Below are 22,724 nucleotides of genomic sequence, written 5' to 3' on the forward strand. Positions count from 1 at the left end.
TCTATAAATGCTATGAATTTTAAAATAAGAGGTTTAGCAACCCTATTGTGCTTAGCAAGCAGCAACTTTTTGTTTGCCCAAAATCCAATCGTGCAAACCAATTACACCGCAGACCCCGCGCCTATGGTGCACAACGGCAAACTATTTTTATATACCAGCCATGACGAAGATAATTCCACCTGGTTTGTGATGAATGATTGGAAGCTTTATACCACCGAGGACATGGTGAACTGGACAAGCCATGGCGCAATAGCATCCTATAAAATTTTTGACTGGGCCAAAGGCGATGCTTGGGCAATACAAGTGGTAGAGCGGAACGGGAAATTTTTCCTTTACGCCCCGGTTACTTCAAAAGAAAACAACCGTCCCGCAATCGGCGTTGCGGTTGCTGATAGTCCTTATGGTCCTTTCATTGATCCGCTCGGAAAACCGCTGGTGCAGATGAGTTTTGGCGATATCGATCCAACAGCTTTTATAGATGATGACGGGCAGGCCTATTTATATTGGGGCAATCCATTGCTCAAATACGCAAAACTGAATGAAGACATGATTTCCATCTCCGGAGAGCCACAGCTGGTTCCCATGACCGAAGCCTCTTTCGGAAAAAGAGATGGCAACCCAGAAAGGCCAACGCTTTACGAAGAGGGACCTTGGCTTTACAAACGCAATAATTTGTACTATTTGCTTTGGCCCGGAGGCCCATTGCCCGAGCACATTGGCTACTCAACCAGTAAAAGCCCGCTAGGTCCTTGGAAATACGAGGGAACTTTAATGCCTCAAGAAGGAGGAAGCTTTACCAACCATCCCGGTTTAGTGGATTATAAAGGGAAAACCTACTTTTTTTACCATAACGGCGCATTGCCGGGCGGGGGCGGGTTTAACCGGTCTGTTGCAGTAGAAGAGGCCCAATTTAACAAAGACGGCACCTTAAAACCAATGAAAATGACAGAGGGGATTAAAAAGGGCTTAGGTACCGTTAATCCATACATCATTAACCAAGCGGAAACCATCGCATGGTCAAAAGATGTGAAAGAATATCAAAACAAAGAAGTTGGCGTATTTATAACCGCAAAGAAAAACGGCGCCTTTACAAAAGTCAAAAATGTTGATTTTGGACAAAGCGGGCCTTCTCAATTTTTCGCACGTGTAGGAACCACCCATAACACGCCAATCACTATGGAAATTTATTTAGACAACCCGGATGGGCAACCGATAGCTACGGTAAAAATACCCCGAACAGGCGGAAACGACAGATGGAGCCTGGTATCGGCGAGCTTGCCAAAACTCAATGGAGTTCATGATCTGTACTTTGTATATAAAGGAAAAGTAGAGACCGATTTAATGTATTTTGATTACTGGAGATTTAGCAAGTGAAACTAAAAAAAATTAAGAAGTAGATGATGAAAAAGACTTATAAATGGCAAATGGCCTTATTAGCTACGGTATTAGCAAATGTGTGTTTCGCACAAAATCCAATTATCCAAACCAAATATACGGCGGACCCTGCACCAATGGTTTATCACGACACCGTGTTTTTATACACCACCCATGATGAGGACGATGCCAAAGGTTTTAAAATGCTCGATTGGTTGCTTTATACCTCTACAGATATGGTAAACTGGACAGACCGCGGTGTTGTGGCTTCTTTGAAAGATTTTAGCTGGGCAAAGCAAGATAACGGAGCATGGGCTATTCAAACCATTGAGCGCGACGGAAAATTTTATATGTACTGCCCCATGCACGGGGGCGGTATAGGTGTTTTAGTGGCCGATAATCCCTACGGGCCGTTTAAGGACCCATTAAATAAAAGACTGATAGACTCTGACCATATATGGAATGATATTGACCCATCTCCTTTTATAGATGATGACGGCCAAGCTTATTTGTACTGGGGAAATCCTGATTTATACTGTGTAAAACTAAACAAGGACATGATTTCTTACTCAGGGGAAATCATAAAAATGGAGAGCAAGCCTAAAAATTATCAAGAAGGTCCATGGGTTTGGAAACGCAATGGGCATTATTACTTGGCCTACGCATCTACCTGTTGCCCAGAAGGGATTGGTTATGCCATGAGCAATTCTCCCCTTGGCCCATGGGAGTATAAAGGGATGATTATGGACGCTACACCAAAATCAAGAGGCAACCATCCGGGTATTATTGATTATAAAGGAAAATCTTATGCCTTCGGATTGAACTACGATTTGTTGAAAAGAATCACCCAAGAGCATTCGGAAAGACGGTCTGTATCGGTGGGCGAGATGACTTACAACGCCGATGGTACCATTAATACACTTCCGTACTGGGATCCAAAAGGAGTGGCGCAAATTTCTTCGCTCAACCCTTACCAACGTGTAGAAGCTGAAACCATTTCTTGGTCCGAAGGGCTAAAAACCAATAAGGATAAAGCTACCGGGATGTATGTTACCAATATCAATAACAATGATTATTTAAAAGTGAGCGGTGTTGATTTTGGCAAAGGAGCTAAGAAATTTGAAGCGAGTGTGGCAAACGTTAAAGACGGTGCAAAAATAGAAATACGCATTGATTCTTTAAACGGGCCAATTATCACCACTTGCCAACTAAAGCCAGTCGGCAATTTAGGGCAGTGGAACATTAGCTCATCTAAACTTACAAAGGTTAAAAAGGTGCATGATGTGTACCTCATTTTTAAAGGCGGCGAAGCTAACCTGTTTGATTTTGACTGGTGGAAACTGGATAAATAAGATTTTTAAGATTAGATGGGAGCAACAAGGGATAAACTTTATAATATTTCTGGAGAAATGTATTTCAAATCCGTGTACAAAAACTATGTTTTGATTGGGCTTTTATTAATCCTAAGTCAAACCGGTCTCATGGCGCAAAAGTTAAACATCCAATCGCCAAACAAAAAAATAAAAGTGGCTCTTCTTAAAGAGCAAACAGGCGCCGATAAATGGTTTTTGCGGGTGTATTATGGAGATACAGAAAAAAAAGAAGAAGTAATTCCGCGTATAGACTTAGGCTTATCACGCAGTGACCAGGATTTTGCCGACCAATTAAAATTTATAAAAGCCGGAAATCCGGTATTGGTTACCGAAAATTATAGCGCTATACATGGGAAAAAATCCATCAATACAAATGCCGCTAATGAGGTGGTGGTGTCTTTCCAAAATCCATCAAAAAGCAAGTTAAATATCATCATCAGAGCTTATAACGACGGTGTGGCCTTTAGGTACCAGTTTCCGGAAAGCGGAGGCAATTTTGTGGTTAAAGACGAGTTAACCGCCTACACAGTGCCACCGCAAAACAAGCGCTGGCTACAAAAATGGAACCCTGCTAATGAAGGGCTGTACACCGCCATGGAGGGCGCAAAAAATACAGTCCACCAAGAATGGTGCTACCCGGCACTTTTCAATTCCGAAACAGAAAAATCGTGGTTTCTGCTGCACGAAGCAGGCTTAGATGAAACTTATTGCGGAACCAAATTAAGCGACGCTCTAGACACCACAAAATACAAGCTCACTTTCCCTAACCCTCAAGACGGTGCCGGCCAAGGCGAGGTGTTGCCAAAAATAACGCTTCCTTGGAAATCTCCTTGGCGTGTTATCGTTATGGGCAGTTTGGCAGATATCGTATCATCAACACTGGTAGATGATGTTTCTCCCCCATCTGCCATAACAGACACCAGCTGGATTAAACCTGGCGCCGTATCTTGGAATTATTGGTCAAACAACCACGGTACAAAAGATTTTAAGGTGGTTACAGATTTTGCCGATTTGGCCGCGCGCATGGATTGGCCTTACACCCTGCTGGATTGGGAGTGGGATGCAATGGGCAACGGCGGAAACCTGGAAGATGCTGCAAAGTATATCTTGGCAAAGGGAGTAAAGCCTTTACTGTGGTATAACTCCGGCGGTAAGCACACGTATGTTCCCGCTACACCAAAAGACCGGATGCTTACACATGAAAACCGGGTACAAGAATTTACAAAACTGAAGAAAATGGGTTTTGTAGGCGTTAAAATTGATTTTTTTGAAAGCGAAAAGCAGGATATGATCAAGTACTATCTGGATATCTTGAAAGACGCGGCAGACTTTGAGATGATGGTATATTTTCACGGCTGTATAGTACCAAGAGGTTGGACCAAAACTTATCCAAACCTGATGACCTACGAGGCGGTACGCGGTGCCGAGTGGTACAACAACGGACCCGAGCTTACGGCCACAGCTCCGTCTCATAACGCTACATTACCCTTTACCCGTAATGTGGTAGGCGCAATGGATTATACACCCGTAACTTTTACCAACTCGCAATACCCCCATACCACATCATACGGGCACGAGCTGGCGCTAAGCGTCTTGTTCGAATCGGGTTTGCAGCATTTTGCAGATCGGCCCAGCGGATACGATGAGTTGCCAGATGCTCCAAAATCATTTTTAAAAACGGTCCCTGTTTCTTGGGATGATACGAAGCTATTAGACGGATATCCCGGAAAAGAGGTGATCATCGCAAGGCGAAAGGGCAGCGCCTGGTACATTGGCGGCATAAATGGAGAAAGCCGCACAGAAAAAACCAAGAAAATATCGCTTAGCTTTTTACCACAGGGCACAAAATATAAGCTTTTGCTAATAGCAGACGGACCGCATGATAAAGCTTTTTTTACCCGAAGATTGTTGGTGGACAGCGCCAGCACGGTCGACGTAAGGCTTTTAAGACGTGGAGGCTTTGCCGCTTCACTTATACCCCTTGAAAATTAGATTTTGGTAAACATGATGAAGAAATTATACCACCTAATCCTGGCACTTGTCATCTTGCCCACGCTGGTAAGCGCTCAAGTTTACAAATCATCAGTATTAGAAAAAAACAAGCTAAAAATACAGCTGGATGAAGGCATCCTATACATCATCCCCTTAACCGAGCAAGCGATCAGAATCCGCTGGGAGAAAAATGATATGAGGGAAGATAAGGAATTTGTTTTAGTGAATAATGCCCCAATTCCGGCGTTTAAAACAACCGAAAGTGCTTCGGCAGTTACCTTAGAAACCAATAAAATCATCCTTAACTTTAATAAGCAAACCAGCGCAATTGATTTTACAGACCGCAGCGGAAATATTATTTTAAGTGAGAAACCGGGTAGCAGGAAACTCACAAGCAATACCGTGCAGGGCCAACCTTGTTTTGTGGCAGAGCAGGGCTTTAATTCGCCCGCAGATGAACATTTGTTTGGTCTGGGACAATTTCAAGACGGTATTTTCGATATCCGTAATTTAAGCAGAAAACTCATCCAAGTAAACACTCAAATAGCTGTTCCGTTTTTGTACTCTAGCAAAGGTTACGGCATTCTGTGGCACCAATATGGGCTTACCTACTTCAACCCCACCACTCAGCCAGTTAATTTAGAAAAAGTAAATACCGCCTCGGAAGAAAGCTTGGTGGAAGTAACCACCACATCGGGCACCCAAAAAATTTCGCAACAACAGGCGCTTTATACCGGTAAATTTAGTGTTGCCGCAGACGGCGAATACAGTTTCTTGCTCGATTTAGGGAATATGGACAGCCGTCATTTGCTTACTATTGATGGCGTTCCGTTTATAGATCAAAGCAATTTATGGCTGCCGCCGGCAGTAGGGAAGCTCATCAAATTAAAAGCTGGCGAACATACCGTCCAGATTGTTTGCGCAACAAGAAATATCCCCAAACTATCCTATAAAAAAACGGCCAACGAAACGGTATTTCAGTCGCCAAATGCTAAATCTTTAGACTATGTAGTTTTCTTTGGGGATAATGCGGATGAGGTTATCGCTAATTATCGGAACCTTTCGGGCAAAGTTCCTATGTTGCCTTTATGGGCATACGGATTTTGGCAATGCCGAGAAAGATACACCTCTGGTGATCATCTGGTAAATACCGTGGCAGAGTTTAGGCGAAGGAAGTTGCCGGTAGATGTGATTGTTCAAGACTGGCAATACTGGGGCAAGTACGGCTGGGGCGTTCCAAAGTTTGATGAAACCCATTATCCCGAGCCAGAGAAGTTCATCAAAAAAATACATGATTTAAACGCGCACTTCTCTATATCCGTATGGGAGAATTTGGATAAAAAGTCCGAGATCGCAAAAGCTTATCTAAACAAAAATCTTTTTATAAAAGATAGCCCTTGGATTGATATTTATAATCCCGAAACGCAAAAAGTGCATTGGGAAGCTTTAAACAAAAACCTATTTAGTTACGGTGTTGATTCGTGGTGGATGGACGCAACCGAGCCCGAAAACGATGCGCTGGCCGGTAAAGAAACCTATTTTGGTTTAGGCGAATTTTACCGTTTAACCTATCCTTTATTTGTAAGCAAAGCGGTTTATGATGGGCAAAGGACCACAAATCCGCAAAAGCGTGTAACTATACTTACGCGGTCGGCATTTTTGGGCCAGCAACGTTACGGCACCATAAATTGGTCCGGAGATATCGGTTGGGATTGGGACGCTTTCCAAAGGCAAATTGTTACTGGGCTCAACTACGCTTTAACTGGTATGCCCTACTGGACCACAGATATAGGTGGCTTCTTCCGTCCTGGAAATAGCCAATACACCGATGAGAAATATCACGAAATTCTGACCCGTTGGTTTCAGTGGGGGACGTTTAACACCATTTTCCGTATGCACGGCTATCAAACAGAAACCGAACCTTGGAAATACGGTACAAACGTAGAAAGCAATATGCGTAAAATGCTGAATTTGCGCTACCGCTTAATGCCCTACATTTACGCAGAAGCATGGCAGATCCATAAAAATAACGCCACCATGATGCGTCCTTTAGTTATGGACTTCCAAAATGATGAAGTAGCGGTTAGCCAGCCCTTTGAGTATATGTTTGGCAAATCATTTTTGGTAGCACCCGTAGCTAAACCGGGCCTTGCAGCACTGCCGGTTTATTTGCCAAAAAGCGAAGGCTGGTTTAACTTTTGGACCGGGGCGTATTTTAACGGCGGGCAAACGCTAAATACCGCAGCTCCGCTAGATGAAATACCCTTATTTGTAAAAGCAGGGTCCATCATCCCCATGGGGAAAGTGGCGCAATCTACCGCTCAATTAGCTCGAGATACTATAGAAATACGCGTTTATGCCGGCGCTGATGCCTCTTTTGATTTGTACGAAGACGAGGGAGACAGTTATAACTACGAGAAAGGAGAATATAGCCTGATAAACTTTAAATGGGACCAGAAAAAGCAGTCCTTAACTATCGGAGCTGTACAAGGTGGCTATCCAAATGCGCTAAAAAACCGGGTATTTAATATCGTAAAATTCGCCGGAAAAGCAACAGCAACCACCAAAATAACAGACATAAAGGCGATAGCGTACAGTGGCAAGCGCACAACGGTAAAACTTTAACAAAATAAATAACTAAAGATGAAAATTTTTAAAATCATGATCTTAGGCTTCCTCGCGGGGTCATTTTCAGCAAAGGCCCAAAATTATACCAATGTGCCTAACGGATTACAGCTAAGCACAAAAGATATGCTGGTAAAAATCCAGTTTTACGGCCCCGAGGTGGTGCGCATTGTGAAATATCCTTTAGGGAAAACCTTTAACAAAGAAAGTCTTTCGGTAATACAAACGCCAGTAAAAACAAGCTTCAGCACCGCGCAAAACGGCAACCAGCTCACGCTAAAAACTAAACAACTTACCGTAGCTGTTTCTTTAACATCGGGCAAGGTAAGTTTCTCGGCTCCAAACAATACCCAGCTATTGGCAGAGAAAGAACAAGGAGCATCTTTTACTCCGTTTGATGATGCAGGCAATAAAACGTTTACCGTGCGGCAAACATTTGTGCTAGATAAAGACGAAGCCATTTACGGATTAGGCCAGCAGCAACACGGTAAAATGGTGCAGCGCAACCTCAGCTTAAACATGGTGCAAGGAAATACAGACGATTATGTGCCATTTTTTCAATCTATTAAAGGCTACGGGCTGTTTTGGGACAACTACTCGCCAACACAGTTTAAAGATAACCAAGAAGGTACTTTCTTTAGTTCTGATGTAGGCGACGGCATAGACTACTATTTTATGTACGGCAAAAATGCCGATGGCGTAATTGCAAAAATGCGGGAACTCACAGGCCAAGTACCCATGTTTCCTTTGTGGACCTACGGTTTTTTCCAAAGTAAAGAACGCTATAAAAGTCAGGATGAGTTGGTGGGCGTAGTAGAAAAGTACCGCGATTTAAATGTGCCTTTAGACGGGATTATACAAGACTGGCAATATTGGGGCAACAACTATCTATGGAACGCTATGGAATTTTTGAATGTCGAATTTCCAGATCCAAAGAGGATGGTAAACGAAATTCATCAGCTTAATGCGCACGCATTAATTTCTATTTGGAGTTCTTTTGGCCCAAAAACTAAGCAATACCATGATCTGGACAGTATAAATGCGCTGTTCAACTTTAACACTTGGCCTCAGTCCGGTTCAGAAAAATGGCCACCAAACCGTGATTATCCATCTGGTGTGAGGGTTTATGATGCCTATAACCCTAAAGCCAGGGATATTTATTGGAATTACCTTGATAAAGGCCTCCGTTCCGTGGGGATTGATGGTTGGTGGATGGACTCGACAGAACCCGATCACTTGGATTTTAAACCTTCTGATCTCGACAACCAAACTTTTTTAGGTTCTTTCAGAAAAGTGCGTAATGCCTACCCTTTAATGACGGTGGGCGGCGTTTACAAACACCAGCGCGAGCTTGATAATGCAAAACGCGTTTTTATCTTAACAAGGTCGGCCTTTGCGGGCCAGCAACGTTACGGCGCAAATACCTGGTCCGGCGATGTTACCGCTTCATGGGCAGCATTGAGAAACCAAATTTCAGCGGGCCTCAATTTTTCGCTTACCGGAATCCCATATTGGAACAGCGATATCGGTGGGTTCTTCTTAAACAACTTTAAACGGAAATTGGATGATCCAGAATACAGGGAATTATATGTACGATGGTTGCAATTCGGCACTTTTTGCCCAATGATGCGCTCTCATGGTGCGGATGCGCCTCGCGAAATTTACCAGTTTGGCAAAAAAGGCGACCGCGCCTATGACGCTATCGAGAAGTACATCAACCTTAGATATACCTTGCTCCCTTACATTTATTCCACCTCTTGGGATGTAACCGCCAACCAATCCAGCATGATGCGAGCGCTAATGATGGATTTTCCGGCCGATAAAAATGTGTTGGACATAAACGATGAGTATATGTTCGGAAAATCAATCTTGGTAAGCCCCGTTACAAGCGCTATGTACACCCAAGTATCGGGATCGGGAGCAAACACGGTAAAAAAAGAAGATTTTAGCGAGCTTAAAGCCAAAGAAACCTACCTGCCCGCTGGCACAGCTTGGTTTGATTTCTGGACCGGCGAAAAACTAGAAGGAGGCGCCAAAACCTCTAAAGAAACACCGCTAGACATGTTGCCTCTTTATGTAAAAGCAGGCTCAATTATGCCTTTAGGGCCGCGCGTGCAGTATGCCACAGAGAAAAAATGGGACAGTTTAGAAATACGTATCTACCCGGGCGCAAACGGGAACTTTGTGTTATACGAAGATGAAAACGACAATTATAATTACGAAAAAGGCGCGTACAGCACCATCTCTTTCAGTTGGGATGATCTAAAACATACCCTAACAGTGCATGATAGGAAAGGATTTTTTAAGGGGATGCTCGATAGCAGAAAGTTCAATATCGTATTAGTATCAGGCGCTGATACATCCGGCACAGGCACAAAAAAAGAAATACAGATAAACTATACAGGCAAAAAGAAATCAGTTAAGTTCTAAATATTTTATATGAAAAATACCATTGTTAGCACCCTCGCACTTTTTGCGGCAGCATTAACTGCGCAGGCACAAAATCCAATTATCAGCCACATTTTTACCGCTGATCCTTCGCCACTGGTTTATAAAGACACCTTGTTTTTATACACCGGGCACGACGTAGCCACCACCTCGGATACGAATTACAAAATGGCCGACTGGCACGTATTCTCTACCACAGATATGGCAACCTGGAAGGACCACGGTGCACCACTTTCGCCCGCTAGCTTTTCTTGGGCAACCGGCGATGCATACGCCGCGCAATGTGTGGAGCGTAACGGAAAATTTTACTGGTACGTTTCTACCTTTCATAAATCCGACAGCATAAGCAAAGGCGGCGCGGCAATAGGCGTTGCAGTTTCTGACAGTCCTACCGGTCCATTTAAAGATGCCATTGGCAAAGCGTTAATTGTTAATGAGATGACCACAGACAACAAACACGCCTGGGATGATATTGACCCCACCGTTTTTGTTGACGATGATGGCCAGGCTTACCTGTTTTGGGGCAATGGCAGTTGCAAATCTGTAAAGCTGAAAGAAAACATGGTAGAGCTGGACGGGCCTATTTCTACCTTTAAGCCAAAAGGCTTTATAGAAGGCCCTTGGGTTTATAAAAGAAACTCGCTGTACTATCTAGTTTACGCAGGCGCCGGTACAAAGCCAGAAATGATTGAATATTGTACGGCTAAAAACATCAACGGACCTTGGGAGTACCGTGGCATTATCCAAGAAAATGTGCCAAACAGTTTTACTACCCATCCCGGGATTATCGACTATAAAGGGAAATCTTATTTCTTCTACCATAATGGCAGCCTGCCCACAGGCGGAAGCTACCGCCGTTCTGTATGCGTAGATGAAATGCACTACAATGCCGATGGCACTATCCAAAAAATTGTACAAACAAAAGAGGGCGTTGCGCCAATTAAATAAATGATGAAAAAGATAAAATATACCCTAATGTTAACAGGAGGGCTGTTAGCAGGCTTTGTTTGTGAAGTAAACGCGCAAGATACACAGAAGGCGCACAACCCGATTATTTATGCCGACGTGCCAGACATGGCGATGATTAGAGTTGGCGATACGTACTACATGAGCAGCACCACCATGCACATGGCACCGGGCGTACCTATCATGAAATCCAAAGATTTAAGCAATTGGAAACTGGTGAGTTACGCTTATGATACTTTAGCCAACGTGGATGCTATGAACCTAACCGACGGAAAAGGAACCTACGGGCGGGGCTCTTGGGCAAGCAGTTTGCGTTACCACAACAACACTTTTTATGTTTCCACCTTTGCACAAACCACTGGACAAACCTATATCTATAGCACTAAAGATATCGAAAACGGGCCTTGGAAAAGGGTAACGTTTAAACCAAGCTTTCATGATCATTCGCTGTTCTTCGACGATGACGGAAAGGTTTATATGCTTTATGGCGGTGGCAAACTTACTTTGGTAGAATTAAATGCCGATTTATCGGGAGTAAAACAAGGAGGTTTAAACCGCGTAGTTATAGAGAACGCTACCGCACCAAGCCAGATAAACGGCAAGCAGGGAGGCTTACCCGCAGAAGGTTCCCAGCTATTTAAGGTAAACGGCAAATATTACCTGTTTAACATCTCGTGGCCACCTAACAGTATGCGTACGGTAATTGTACATCGCGCAGATAAAATCACGGGTCCTTGGGAAGGCAAGGTGGTTTTACAAGATTTGGGCGTAGCACAGGGCGGACTGATAGACCAGCCAGACGGAACCTGGTATGCCTATCTTTTTAGAGATAATGGAGCGGTAGGCCGTATCCCTTATTTGGTTCCGGTAAAGTGGGAGGACGGCTGGCCGGTATTGGGAGTAAATGGAAAAGTACCTCAATATTTAGATTTACCTGCCAATAAAAGCTTAATTCCGGGGATAGTAAACTCAGACGATTTTTCGCGCAAAAAAACCGATGCAGATTTACCGCTGGTATGGCAATGGAACCACAATCCAGACAATAGTTTATGGTCCGTTAAAGCCCGGAAGGGATACCTAAGGTTAAAAACCGGTGCCGTCACAAACGATTTCCTGTTGGCCCGCAACTCGCTTACGCAACGCACTATTGGGCCTGTAAGCAGCGGAACAACATCAATTGACGTATCCAATATGAAAGATGGCGATTTTGCAGGTTTGGGGCTGCTTCAAAAAAATTACGGCTTAGTAGGCGTTAAAGTAAACGGCGGCACAAAAAACATTGTGATGGTAAATGCAAGTACAGGAAACCCAGAGCAGGTGAGCGAAATTCCACTGCAACAAAAGACCATTTTTTTTAAAGCCACGTGCGACTTTAGGGACCGGAAAGATACTGCCGATTTCTACTACAGTTTAGACGGCAAAAACTGGGAAAAAATAGGAACACCGTTAAAAATGGCCTACACCATCCCACAGTTTATCGGTTACCGTTTTACCCTGTTCAATTTCGCAACAAAAGCTGCGGGAGGATTTGCAGACTTCGACTTTTTCCAAATTTCTGATAAAATAGAAAACCCAGATAAATAGATACAAAATGGAATTTCTAAAGTTTAAAAACATTAAAAGTTTAGCGGTAGCCTTGTTTATGGCAGGCATAACATCGCAAGCTTTAGCTCAAAACCCCATCATCCATAACCAGTTTACGGCAGATCCATCTGCCCGCGTTTTTGGCGATAAGGTGTACCTTTTTCCGTCTCATGATATTTTAGCCAACAAAGAAAGAGGACGTATAGACTGGTTTTGTATGGAAGATTACCATGTGTTTTCCTCTAGCAATTTAACAGATTGGGAAGACCACGGCGTAATTGTAACCCAAAACAAGGTGCCTTGGGTAAAACCCGATAGTTATAGCATGTGGGCACCCGATTGTATCGAGCGTAATGGCAAATATTATTTCTACTTTCCGTCCACACCAAAAGACAGCACATTAGGCAGAGGATTTAAGATTGGTGTAGCTGTGGCAGATAGGCCAGAAGGGCCTTATATACCCGAGGCTTTGCCTATAAAAAACGTGAACGGTATTGACCCGAATGTTTTTATTGATAATGACGGCCAAGCCTATTTATATTGGTCCGCAGGAAACATATACGGCGCAAAATTGAACGAAAACATGCTAGAGCTTGCTTCGGACCCGGTTATTTTGCAAGATTTACCCACTAAAGGTTTAAAAGAAGGACCTTATTTGTTTGAAAGAGGAGGGATTTACTACCTAACCTATCCACACGTAGAAAATAAAACAGAAAGGCTCGAATACGCTATCTCGGATAATCCGCTTGGGCCGTTTAAGTTTAAGGGTGTAATTATGGACGAAACGCCCGGATGTTGGACAAACCATCATTCTATTCTGCCATTTAAAAATCAGTGGTATTTGTTTTACCATGCCAATGATTTTTCTCCAGCTTTTGATAAAGCCCGTTCGGCGAGGATAGATAGCCTGTTTTTTAACGCTGATGGAACCATACAAAAAGTGATACCTACCTTGCGCGGAGTTGGGCTCACAAAAGCCACAGACAAAATACAGATCGACCGTTATAGCCAAATTAGCGAATCTGGCGCTTCGGTAGCTTTTTTAGATACCGCAGATAAGTTTAATGGCTGGAAAACAGTGCTTAGCAAACCAAACGCTTGGGTAAAGTACAACAGCGTTGATTTTGGGAGCGGGAACTTTAAAAACGTGGTCGCACGTGTATCCGCTTCAAAAGCCAGCGATTTACAGATACTGCTGAATAAAGGTACTAGGCCTATAGTCATTAAAATACCTGCCACATCCGGTGCTTTCCAAACCATTAAGGTGCCTGTTGCTGTTAATGCCAGCGGAATACATCATATAACAGTGAAAGCGATAGGGGCAAATGCGGTAGATGTGGATTGGATAAGGTTTGAGTAACATTCTAATTTTCCAAATTGAACATTAATGCTATTTAATTGAGAAAAAGTGACGTTTGAAATTTATAGGCTCACTTATATTTGAAGCTGATTTATCCCCCTCGGATATCGTTATATAATTGGTTGTAAAGAGAATCCCCCAATCCCACGGCGCGGGTTCTCTTTCTTTTTTTTGATAAGCACTTTAAAAACTTCCTCAAATTAGCCTAGGGATATCCGTAAAAAAACGCAAAATCAATTACTATTTTTCGCCCCCTTTTCCATAACCCTGATTCATAGCTTCTTCAAGACTTCTTCGGAAAAGCAGCTGTTTTTGGCTTCCGTTACCTAATGATGCACGGGCCAACTATGGATGAATGTAAAAGAATAATCCCTATAAGGTCGCTATAAACACGCTATAAGCTCCCTATAAGCTCGCTTAATTGCTATGAATTTTAAAGGTGATTTTTTATTTTAGGCTTAGTTTAGAGCAATTTAGCAAAATTTCTGTTGATGCCAAAAGATAAACAAACCCCTATAAGCAAAGATTCCGTTTATGTAAATAGCCGTACTTATGGCGAACACTGGCGGGCAAAAAGAGGGAGTAAAACTCCTGCAAGTTTAAACGCCAGCTTGCAAAAAAGTGCTTTGGATATGCAAGAAGCCAATAAAGTGGCCCTTTTGATAAAAAGCCGTCTAGATCCCTTTAGATATAATTTTATGGGAGGTCTTATTTGGCAAAAGCTGGTCAAAGAGTTTAAAAGACAGGCTAAAGAAGAAAAAGCCTTCCACACCGAAAACTTTGACGGAATGGATATATGGAATTTGTATCCGCTAAGCCGTTTCCGGGCTTATATCAGCTGCCAATGCCAAACAGGTCCGCTTGGGCTAGCTGTAACCATTCACCTTAACAGACATCCAGATTTTAAAAGGAGTTTTGTAGATAGCTACCGTATTAGCATGTTGGCGATATTTCCAGATTTTGAGAAAATGGAGGCGCACGACGAGGGCTGTATCTCGGATCCTGTTTTCTTAAAAGAGGCCCTGGCGCCGCTATTGTTCCATTTTCCGGTTCCCCAAGAGGCCAAACACTACCTGTTGGTGCTAAAGATAGAGGGTGCCGAAAAAGGAAAGCCGAACAACAATTACACGATCAAAGCCATGCAATTTATCCGTGGCGGAAAAATATCTTAAAGACACTCTGGTAAGCCGATAGCTTCACTCTGCTACCGCCAAAATTTTCATCAGGTCAATGAGGCATCTTTGTATTTTCTTTCAGGATAATCTACAATTTATCAGCGGTTTAGCAACGTTTTGCTTCGCGATGAAAAGAGAACCGTCTCAATAGCCGGTGCTCCTTTCTAAAACGCCGTGGTTTTCTAAAATTTAACCACTTCCCAATAAACTTTTTTTGGTTCCAAGTTGGTGTCAAATAACAATGGATAGTTTTTTCTGCCACGCATATCTAACCAAGTATAGCGGTCAGACACGTTCCAGAACGTTACGCTGGAAACTTCTTTTTTATACTTTCTCAGCACATCAAAAATCATTTTATATTTTTCAATTTGCTTTTCTTCCATCTCGGGCGTAAATGGGGAGGTTGCTGCACCACCTTGGTTGCGTCCAATTTGTCCGCCTTGCCTTCCGGCGTAAACGGAAACGTCGAGTTCTGTTATATGTACCTGCAAACCTAGTGAGGAGAACATTTGTATTGATTTTTCAAGTTCTTCTCTGCTGGGGTTGTTAATGGACCAATGGCCTTGCAGGCCCACCCCGTGGATAGGAACGCCCCGGTCTTTAAGTGATTTCACCAGTTTATAGATCTTATCCCGCTTTGCCGGAATTTCAGTGTTATAATCATTGTAAAATAAAAGTGCTTTTGGATCCGCTTCGTGAGCGTATTCAAACGCTTTAACAATAAAATCTTCACCGGTAATCTGGCTCCATTTGCTTTTGCGTAAAAACAAGCTGTCATCGGCAATTACCTCGTTAACCACGTCCCAAGCATATATTTTTCCTTTGTAGCGGCCCGCTACTGTATAAATATGGTCTTTAAGTCTTTTTAGCAACAGGTCTTTGCTCACCTCATTTCCCAATGAATCTTTAAACATCCATTGCGGTGCCTGGGTATGCCAGCACAAGGTGTGTCCCCTTACCGCTATCTTGTTTTTTTCGGCGAAATCTACAATGGCATCTGCATCGCGCCAGAAATAGCGGTTTTCTTCAGGATGTACAGATACCATCTTCATCGCATTTTCTGCCGTGATGCTATTGTAGTTTTGTTTAATCAGCTGAACGGTTTTTTCATCTTTCAAATCTCTGGGGGTTACCGCAACACCCATTTTAAAATATCCTTTATAGTAATCCTTTAAGCCTTTTTGCGCAAAAGCCGCGGAAAATGCACTTACTAAAATGGTAAGCGCCAGCACGAGGTTACGGCAAACAGGCGCCAAAAATTTAAGTCCGTTCATATTTTAAAATCTAAGTCACAAAAATAACCGAGGTGAAGCTTGTTTATATTCACTATTCGCCGCAAAATGAAACGAGTTGTTCAAAAAAGAACCAATTTCGAACAATTGTGCTATCATTCTGAACATCTCCTGCCTATGCCTTGCTATCTATAAGCTAAATTCGCTACACTTATAAACCTTAACTCTTTTTAGTAGTGATTACAAACCAAACCTGTAAAATGCGTAAGCAAAGTATCGGAACACCAACTTTGTTTAGCATATCCCTGTTGCTTCTTATTTTTTTTAGCTGCGCACCTATCTTCGCACAAAAAAAATCTGATCCTGTTTTTAGCAACTTCGTGTATCAAGGGAATGATGCCGTTTACAACGAGCATCCGCTAAAAGCCGATGAATTTTATAGTCCTATTCTGCAAGGATGTTATCCCGATCCCAGCATCGTCAGAAAAAATAACGATTACTACCTGGTGTGTTCGTCTTTTGCGATGTTTCCGGGAGTGCCCATCTTCAAATCCAATGATTTAGTGAACTGGAAACAGATTGGGCATGTTTTAGACAGGCCTTCTCAGTTAAAAGTAGAAAACTCGGGCATCAGCGCCGGGGTTTATGCGCCGGCGATTGCATATAATAAACAAAACGATATGTTTTACATGATAACCACGCAAATTGCGGGCGGCATGGGAAACATTGTGGTTAAAACAACCGATCCGGAAAAAGGATGGAGCGAGCCCTACAAACTTAACTTTGGCGGAATTGACCCCTCGCTGTTCTTTGACGATAACGGAAAGGCCTATGTAGTGCACAATGATGCGCCAGATGCCGGAAAAGAGCTGTATAACGGACACAGGGTAATTAAAATTTGGGAATATGATGTGCAGAAGGACCAGGTTATAGCAGGCAGCGATAAAATAATTGTGAACGGCGGTGTTGACATCTCAAAAAAGCCGATTTGGATTGAGGCACCACATATTTATAAGAGAAATGGCCTGTATTACCTGATGTGTGCCGAGGGCGGAACAGGCGATAACCACAGCGAAGTGATTTTTGTGAGCGAAGATGTTAAAGGACCCTACATCCCGGCAAACAATAACCCAATTTTAAGTCAGCGCCATTTGCCGGCTCAACGCAAGAATAAAGTGGATTGGGCAGGCCATGCCGATTTGGTAGAAGGGCCAGACGGTAAACACTATGGCGTATTTTTAGGAATTAGGCCTAACGAAGAAAACAGGGTAAATATAGGCAGGGAAACGTTTATTTTACCCGTTGATTGGAGCGGGAAATTCCCCGTGTTTGAAAACGGTTTAATCCCTTTAGAAGTAAAGCTGAAAACGCCTGCCGGTGTAGAGAATAAAACCGGAAAAGACGGTTTTATGCCTAACGGCAACTTTACATTTAATGATAATTTTAAAAGTGCGAAATTGGACGACCGTTGGGTGGCCTTGCGCGGTCCTAGAGAAGCCTTTGCTAGGCCTACAAAGAATGGCTTGGAGATAAAAGCTTTTGGTACCAATATTAAAGATGCTAAACCCGTTTCTGCATTACTTCATAGGCAGCAACACAATGCTTTTTCGGCAAAGGTTACGCTAAAGTTTAACCCGCTAACAAGTAAAGATTTTGCTGGAATAACTTGTTTGCAAAGTGAAAGTTTTAACTACATTTTCGGCATTACGAAAAAGGAGAACAAAACCTATTTGCTGTTGGTGCGCACCGAGAAAGGCATCTCTAAAGTTCTTGAGTCGAAAGAAATTACGGCCGGTAGCCCAATTACGTTGCAAGTTGCTGCGGATGGCGACAATTATCAATTTAGTTATGCGCAAAACGGAACCAGTTACCAAACCATGGGTGGCATTGTTTCCGGAGACATCTTATCAACAAACGTTGCGGGCGGATTTACCGGTGCGCTGGTTGGGCTATATGCCTCATCTGGTAGTGCTATTGATTTTTAATTTTTTGGTGCTTGTCGGCTTTAATAGGGCCAATGTGTTTGGATGAGGGAAATACATCACAATTGGTACTTAATGCTTATAAATCATTGTTTAAGTTTTAAAGTTCTGTTTACCTTTAGGGCAAACGCGTAAAGCTTTTTTCAGGGATGCTATTTAAAAAAACGAGGATACTTCTTATATTCTTTTTGCTGTGCACAAGCGCTTTGGGCACAAATGCGCAAGATCAGAAACTGCATTTCGTAAACCTAAGTACACGTGATGGTTTGTCTTCTAACACCGTAACCGGGATATTAAAGGACAGCTATGGTTACATGTGGTTTGCTACCGATGATGGCTTAAACCGTTACGACGGCCAAGTTTTTACTACCTATAGGCACAATAGCAAGGATGTTCAAAGTATCATGTCTAATGATGTCATTTCTATTTACGAAGATAAAAGAGGGCTTATTTGGGTGGTTACCGGGTTGGGGCTAGTTTCTTACGATAGAGCCACAAATTCTTTTATAGCTTACCCCTCTAGCGCCAAAAGCGGAATTACGTCGGTAGCAAGCGACAGCAAGGGCTTAATTTGGGTGGCCGCCTACGATGGTCTCTCCACTTTAAATCCTCAAACTAAACAACTTGTACCCTTAAAAATTTCGGATGAATTAAGCAGGCGAATTCTGACAAAGCCCCTCGGTGGCCTCTTTATCGACTCTAGGAATAGGATATGGCTGTTCTCTTCCACGGGTTTATATGAGTATAAGCCCAGCATCGGAAAAATTGTTACTGTTTTACCCTTACATCAAAAAAACGCTGGTTCAGAAGTTTTAGTTTCGGCAGTTTTCGAGGATCAAAAAGGTATCTTATGGATTGGCACCAACCAAGGTCTGTTTGCGATGGATGCAAATGGAGAAATAGTCTATCGGTTTAACGCCGGGAGTTCCAACAAAAATTTAAGCAGCAATTTAATTTACACCATAGCAGGTGATAAAAACGGCGATTTGTGGGTAGGTACAGAAGAAGGTTTAGATATTATTAATGCTGCCACAAAAGAAGTTACACAAATCAAAAGAACCAATAGAAACGCTTACGGCCTAAAGGGCAAAGCGGTTAAACAAATATTTATCGACAAGGAGGGGCTTTATTGGGTGGCTACATTCCGTAGCGGTGTAAATAAATATGATAGAAACCTAGCTTTCTTTAATTGGATCCAAAGCGATGAAAATGATCCTTTTGGATTAAGTACCCCGGTAGTAACCTCATTTGTGCAAAAAAATAAAGACCAAGTTTATATCGGGACAGATGGTGGAGGCTTAAGTTTATTTGATGTAAAAGCAGGCACTTTCCGTTCCGTAAAAATCAGGAGCGAAGCCGAAAAAAATAAGCTGTCGATATTGGCAATGGAAAGGGTAGGCGGTGAAATTTGGATTGGAACCTATCTGTATGGCATCTATATTCTGAATCCGGACAACAATACCGTAAAACAGTTAAAAAAAGGATCAAATGATGGCGATTTAAGTGATAATAATATTTTTTGCCTCAAAGCAGACAGCCGGGGTAATGTATGGATTGGCACCAACGGGCAGGGTATTGACTGTTACAATTTAAACACAAAAAAAGTAACAACCTATAACAGAAATCTCCCGGGGAAACAGTTTGTAGATATCAACGGTTTTGTACGTACCATAGCCGAAGATAGCAATGGAAATATTTGGGTGGGTACAAACGGCTCGGGGGTGGTGGTGTATAACCATGTAAAAGGAGTTTTTGAGAAGCCAGACCTATCTAGCCGAAACTTTAAGAACGACAACGTTACCAATATTTTTTGCGCGCAAAACGGCGTTATTTATATAGGCACCTTGGGCAATGGTTTGTTAGTTTTTAATCCCGAGAACAATACCCTAGCCAATTATAACGAACAGCAGGGCTTTGCAAACGGGGTGATTTATAAGATTTTACAAGATAAATTGGGCAAAATATGGTGCACCACCAATAAAGGGATCAGTAGTTTTGACCCCGAGACAAAAAAAATCAAAAACTACTACTATGACAATGGCATTCAGCGTAGCCCCTTTGTTATGGGTGCGGGATTAAAAACAGAAAAGGGAACAATTTTTTTCGGCGGAACAGACGGTATAAATTTTTTTAATCCAGAGCTATTATATGTAAACAAAAACGTGCCCTCCGTAGTTTTTACTGATTTAAAAATAGGAGGCCAAACCGTAGAACCGTCTAAAGATGGGCCTATACATCAGGATATTTCCATAGCAAAAGATATTTATCTAGATTACAAGCAAAATTTCTCTTTAAGTTTTGTAGCCTTAAATTACACGTCTCCGCAAGAAAACCGGTATTTATATAAGCTAGAAAAATTTGATAAAGAATGGGTTGCAGGTGGCAACATCGGAAACGCGGTTTACACCAATTTAGACCCCGGAGATTACGTTTTAAAAGTAAAATCAATTAGCGATTCGGGCGCCTGGGCCTCCAAAGAAATCAAGATAAACATCCACGTATCTCCACCATTTTGGCTAAGCTATTATGCCTATTTTATTTACTTGCTGTTTATCCTGGGCATTTTATACGTCATCCGTTATTTCGGCATCCAAAAACTGAAAACCAAATTCGCAATTGAACAAGAACGCCTCAATGCACAGCGGTTAATTGCCGAAGAAAGGCGGGAGGCAGAACGTAAACACGAGTTTGATCAGATAAAGATTAAATTTTTGACCAATATAAGCCATGAGTTCCGCACACCAATTTCATTAATTATTGGGCCTATAGAGCGCTTGTTGCAGATAGAGACCGTATCAGACAAGCATAATCAGCTTAAAATGGTACGCAGAAATGCGCGCCGTTTACTCAATTTGGTAAATCAGCTCCTAGATTTCCGGAATATTAAACTAAAAGAGCAGAAGCTGAATTTAACTAAGGCAGATTTTGTAGCTTTTATGAAAGACGTGGCCGATTCTTTTAGCGATTTGGCGGATAGAAGGCACGTGACTTTCCAGTTCAAATCCGAACTCAAAAATTATTTCGCCCAATTTGATCAAGAAAAACTGGAGCGCGTTTTTTTCAATATTTTATCAAATGCCTTCAAGTTTACGGCAGCAAATGGGTCGGTTCTGCTCGAGATACGCGCATCCCATAATCTTTCTGGTGTAATTGTTACCGTAGCCGATGACGGTGTGGGTATGGATGAGGCTACCATAGATAAAGTATTCGACAGGTTTTTTACCGATGATACACATGCCTCTGTACTCAACCAAGGAACCGGCATAGGCCTCTCCATCGCCAAAGAATTTGTACAGCTACACCAAGGAAATATTGAAGTATCAAGTATCCCGGGCAAGGGTACCGAGTTTAGTGTTTTACTGCCTTTTGAGCAACTGAGTACCACTACGGAAGAAATCGAAAACGCCAATTTTAGTCCCGAGTTTGCCGCGCAGGAAAACGATTTGCCGAAAACCGCAGACGAAAACAAGCCTCTAATTGTGGTTGTAGAAGATAATGCAGATTTCAGAGACTATTTATCGTTCAACCTACGCAACAATTATAATGTGGTAACCGCCGTTGACGGTGAAGACGGGTGGAAAAAAATTCTTTCATCGCATCCTGCTTTAGTCATCAGCGATATAAATATGCCTCACCTTACGGGAACACAGCTTTGCGAGAAAATCAAAACGGATAAAAGAACCCAACATATACCTACGCTTTTATTAACCGCCTTAAATGAAGAGGAAGACCACTTAGAAGGGCTTAACAAAGGTGCCGATGATTACATGTCTAAACCATTTAACCTGGAGATTTTAAATGCGAAGATCCGGAACCTGCTGCTTTTGAATCAACGGCTGAAGCTAACCTACAGTAAGCGCATAAATGTTGATGCACCTCAGATGGCATTTGAGTCGGAAAATGAAAAGCTACTGAATAAGGTTTTGCTGTATATAGAAAGCAACCTAACCAACTCTCGGCTTTCTGTAGAAGATCTTAGCAAACATGTAGGTATGAGCCGTGGCTCTTTATATTCCAAAATACTGGAGCTAACAGGCGAAAGTCCGGTAAACTACATCAGGTCCATAAAATTGGCCAAAGCAGCTGTGATGTTAGAAAAAAGCGAACTTAACGTTTCGCAAATCAGTTACGAGGTGGGTTTTGCGGCACCTAATTACTTTGCCAGGGCCTTTAAACTGAAATACAATATGCTCCCCTCAGAGTATGCTGCTGCGCACAGAAATCAGGCGCAAGCCTAACTTATCGGAGTTTTTGCAATCCATTGCGCCATTACCGATTGGGGTTTTATTGTAGTATAGGCAATCGGATGTCTTTTTTAAAAATAGCTTTGTTAAAAAAGCGTCCTGCTATAAAAAATGTTGAATTTTTTGGACTAAAATAGCTTTTCTAGCTATGTTCAGGGCACTTTTAAACAATCAGCGCACATATTTAAACATCAGTGCTATCGGCCAAAACCCTTAGCGCTTACATTTGGTTAACAATGTTCGTGATTTTCCAAGCATCACGGCATAGTTATAACCAAAACCAAATTAAATGAGATGACCAGTTAAAAAAAGCCTTGGGCAACATAGTGCCCGCAAACCAATTTATCAAACTATAAAACCCAATTAATA

The 22,724-nt window shown here is 42.4% G+C and carries 12 protein-coding genes; 11 read left to right on the forward strand and 1 reads right to left on the reverse strand.

What is annotated here, in order from left to right:
* The first annotated feature begins 12 nt into the window (after positions 1–12).
* The 9 genes from BCY91_RS15505 to BCY91_RS15545 all read left to right on the forward strand — a co-directional run bounded on the left by BCY91_RS15505 (position 13) and on the right by BCY91_RS15545 (position 14,894).
* Positions 13–1,374 (forward strand): glycoside hydrolase family 43 protein, encoded by a 1,362-nt coding sequence (locus tag BCY91_RS15505; protein WP_120182946.1) that lies wholly within the window; start codon positions 13–15, stop codon positions 1,372–1,374.
* 23 nt (positions 1,375–1,397) lie between these two features.
* Complete coding sequence (locus tag BCY91_RS15510) at positions 1,398–2,726, forward strand: glycoside hydrolase family 43 protein (RefSeq protein ID WP_245989177.1); 1,329 nt, start codon at positions 1,398–1,400, stop codon at positions 2,724–2,726.
* 15 nt (positions 2,727–2,741) lie between these two features.
* Complete coding sequence (locus BCY91_RS15515) at positions 2,742–4,739, forward strand: glycoside hydrolase family 97 protein (protein WP_245989178.1); 1,998 nt, start codon at positions 2,742–2,744, stop codon at positions 4,737–4,739.
* A 12-nt stretch (positions 4,740–4,751) separates the two neighbouring features.
* Entirely contained in the window at positions 4,752–7,364 is a 2,613-nt protein-coding gene (locus BCY91_RS15520; RefSeq protein WP_245989183.1) for a glycoside hydrolase family 31 protein, read from the forward strand.
* Positions 7,365–7,382: 18 nt separating this feature from the next.
* Positions 7,383–9,794 carry a TIM-barrel domain-containing protein gene (locus tag BCY91_RS15525; RefSeq protein WP_120182948.1) on the forward strand — a complete coding sequence of 804 codons (2,412 nt, stop codon included), beginning with the start codon at positions 7,383–7,385 and terminating at the stop codon, positions 9,792–9,794.
* 9 nt (positions 9,795–9,803) lie between these two features.
* Positions 9,804–10,760 (forward strand): glycoside hydrolase family 43 protein, encoded by a 957-nt coding sequence (locus BCY91_RS15530; RefSeq protein ID WP_120182949.1) that lies wholly within the window; start codon positions 9,804–9,806, stop codon positions 10,758–10,760.
* Positions 10,761–12,362, forward strand: a complete 1,602-nt coding sequence (locus BCY91_RS15535) for a glycoside hydrolase family 43 protein (protein WP_245989185.1) — start codon at positions 10,761–10,763, stop codon at positions 12,360–12,362.
* A 7-nt stretch (positions 12,363–12,369) separates the two neighbouring features.
* Complete coding sequence (locus tag BCY91_RS15540) at positions 12,370–13,722, forward strand: family 43 glycosylhydrolase (RefSeq protein ID WP_182995409.1); 1,353 nt, start codon at positions 12,370–12,372, stop codon at positions 13,720–13,722.
* Between the two features lie 491 nt (positions 13,723–14,213).
* On the forward strand, positions 14,214–14,894 hold the full coding sequence (locus BCY91_RS15545; RefSeq protein ID WP_120182950.1) for a hypothetical protein: 681 nt from the start codon (positions 14,214–14,216) through the stop codon (positions 14,892–14,894).
* Positions 14,895–15,079: 185 nt separating this feature from the next.
* Here the strand turns inward: BCY91_RS15545 and BCY91_RS15550 are convergent, their stop codons facing one another.
* On the reverse strand, positions 15,080–16,171 hold the full coding sequence (locus BCY91_RS15550; RefSeq protein ID WP_120182951.1) for an endo-1,4-beta-xylanase: 1,092 nt from the start codon (positions 16,169–16,171) through the stop codon (positions 15,080–15,082).
* A gap of 218 nt (positions 16,172–16,389) precedes the next feature.
* Between BCY91_RS15550 and BCY91_RS15555 the strand changes: the two genes are divergently transcribed.
* Positions 16,390–18,114, forward strand: coding sequence for a glycoside hydrolase family 43 protein (locus tag BCY91_RS15555; protein WP_120182952.1), 1,725 nt, complete (start codon positions 16,390–16,392; stop codon positions 18,112–18,114).
* A gap of 185 nt (positions 18,115–18,299) precedes the next feature.
* Complete coding sequence (locus BCY91_RS15560) at positions 18,300–22,349, forward strand: hybrid sensor histidine kinase/response regulator transcription factor (RefSeq protein WP_182995410.1); 4,050 nt, start codon at positions 18,300–18,302, stop codon at positions 22,347–22,349.
* The last annotated feature ends 375 nt before the right edge of the window (positions 22,350–22,724 follow it).

This window comes from Pelobium manganitolerans, from assembly GCF_003609575.1.
Lineage (GTDB): Bacteria > Bacteroidota > Bacteroidia > Sphingobacteriales > Sphingobacteriaceae > Pseudopedobacter > Pseudopedobacter manganitolerans.

Excerpts from the sequence above, each read along its gene's own strand:
- BCY91_RS15505 (WP_120182946.1), top strand. The coding sequence starts at position 13 with ATGAATTTTAAAATAAGAGGTTTAGCAACCCTATTGTGCTTAGCAAGC.
- BCY91_RS15510 (WP_245989177.1), top strand. The coding sequence starts at position 1,398 with ATGATGAAAAAGACTTATAAATGGCAAATGGCCTTATTAGCTACGGTA.
- BCY91_RS15515 (WP_245989178.1), top strand. The coding sequence starts at position 2,742 with ATGGGAGCAACAAGGGATAAACTTTATAATATTTCTGGAGAAATGTAT.
- BCY91_RS15520 (WP_245989183.1), top strand. The coding sequence starts at position 4,752 with ATGATGAAGAAATTATACCACCTAATCCTGGCACTTGTCATCTTGCCC.
- BCY91_RS15525 (WP_120182948.1), top strand. The coding sequence starts at position 7,383 with ATGAAAATTTTTAAAATCATGATCTTAGGCTTCCTCGCGGGGTCATTT.
- BCY91_RS15530 (WP_120182949.1), top strand. The coding sequence starts at position 9,804 with ATGAAAAATACCATTGTTAGCACCCTCGCACTTTTTGCGGCAGCATTA.
- BCY91_RS15535 (WP_245989185.1), top strand. The coding sequence starts at position 10,761 with ATGATGAAAAAGATAAAATATACCCTAATGTTAACAGGAGGGCTGTTA.
- BCY91_RS15540 (WP_182995409.1), top strand. The coding sequence starts at position 12,370 with ATGGAATTTCTAAAGTTTAAAAACATTAAAAGTTTAGCGGTAGCCTTG.
- BCY91_RS15545 (WP_120182950.1), top strand. The coding sequence starts at position 14,214 with ATGCCAAAAGATAAACAAACCCCTATAAGCAAAGATTCCGTTTATGTA.
- BCY91_RS15550 (WP_120182951.1), bottom strand. The coding sequence starts at position 16,171 with ATGAACGGACTTAAATTTTTGGCGCCTGTTTGCCGTAACCTCGTGCTG.
- BCY91_RS15555 (WP_120182952.1), top strand. The coding sequence starts at position 16,390 with ATGCGTAAGCAAAGTATCGGAACACCAACTTTGTTTAGCATATCCCTG.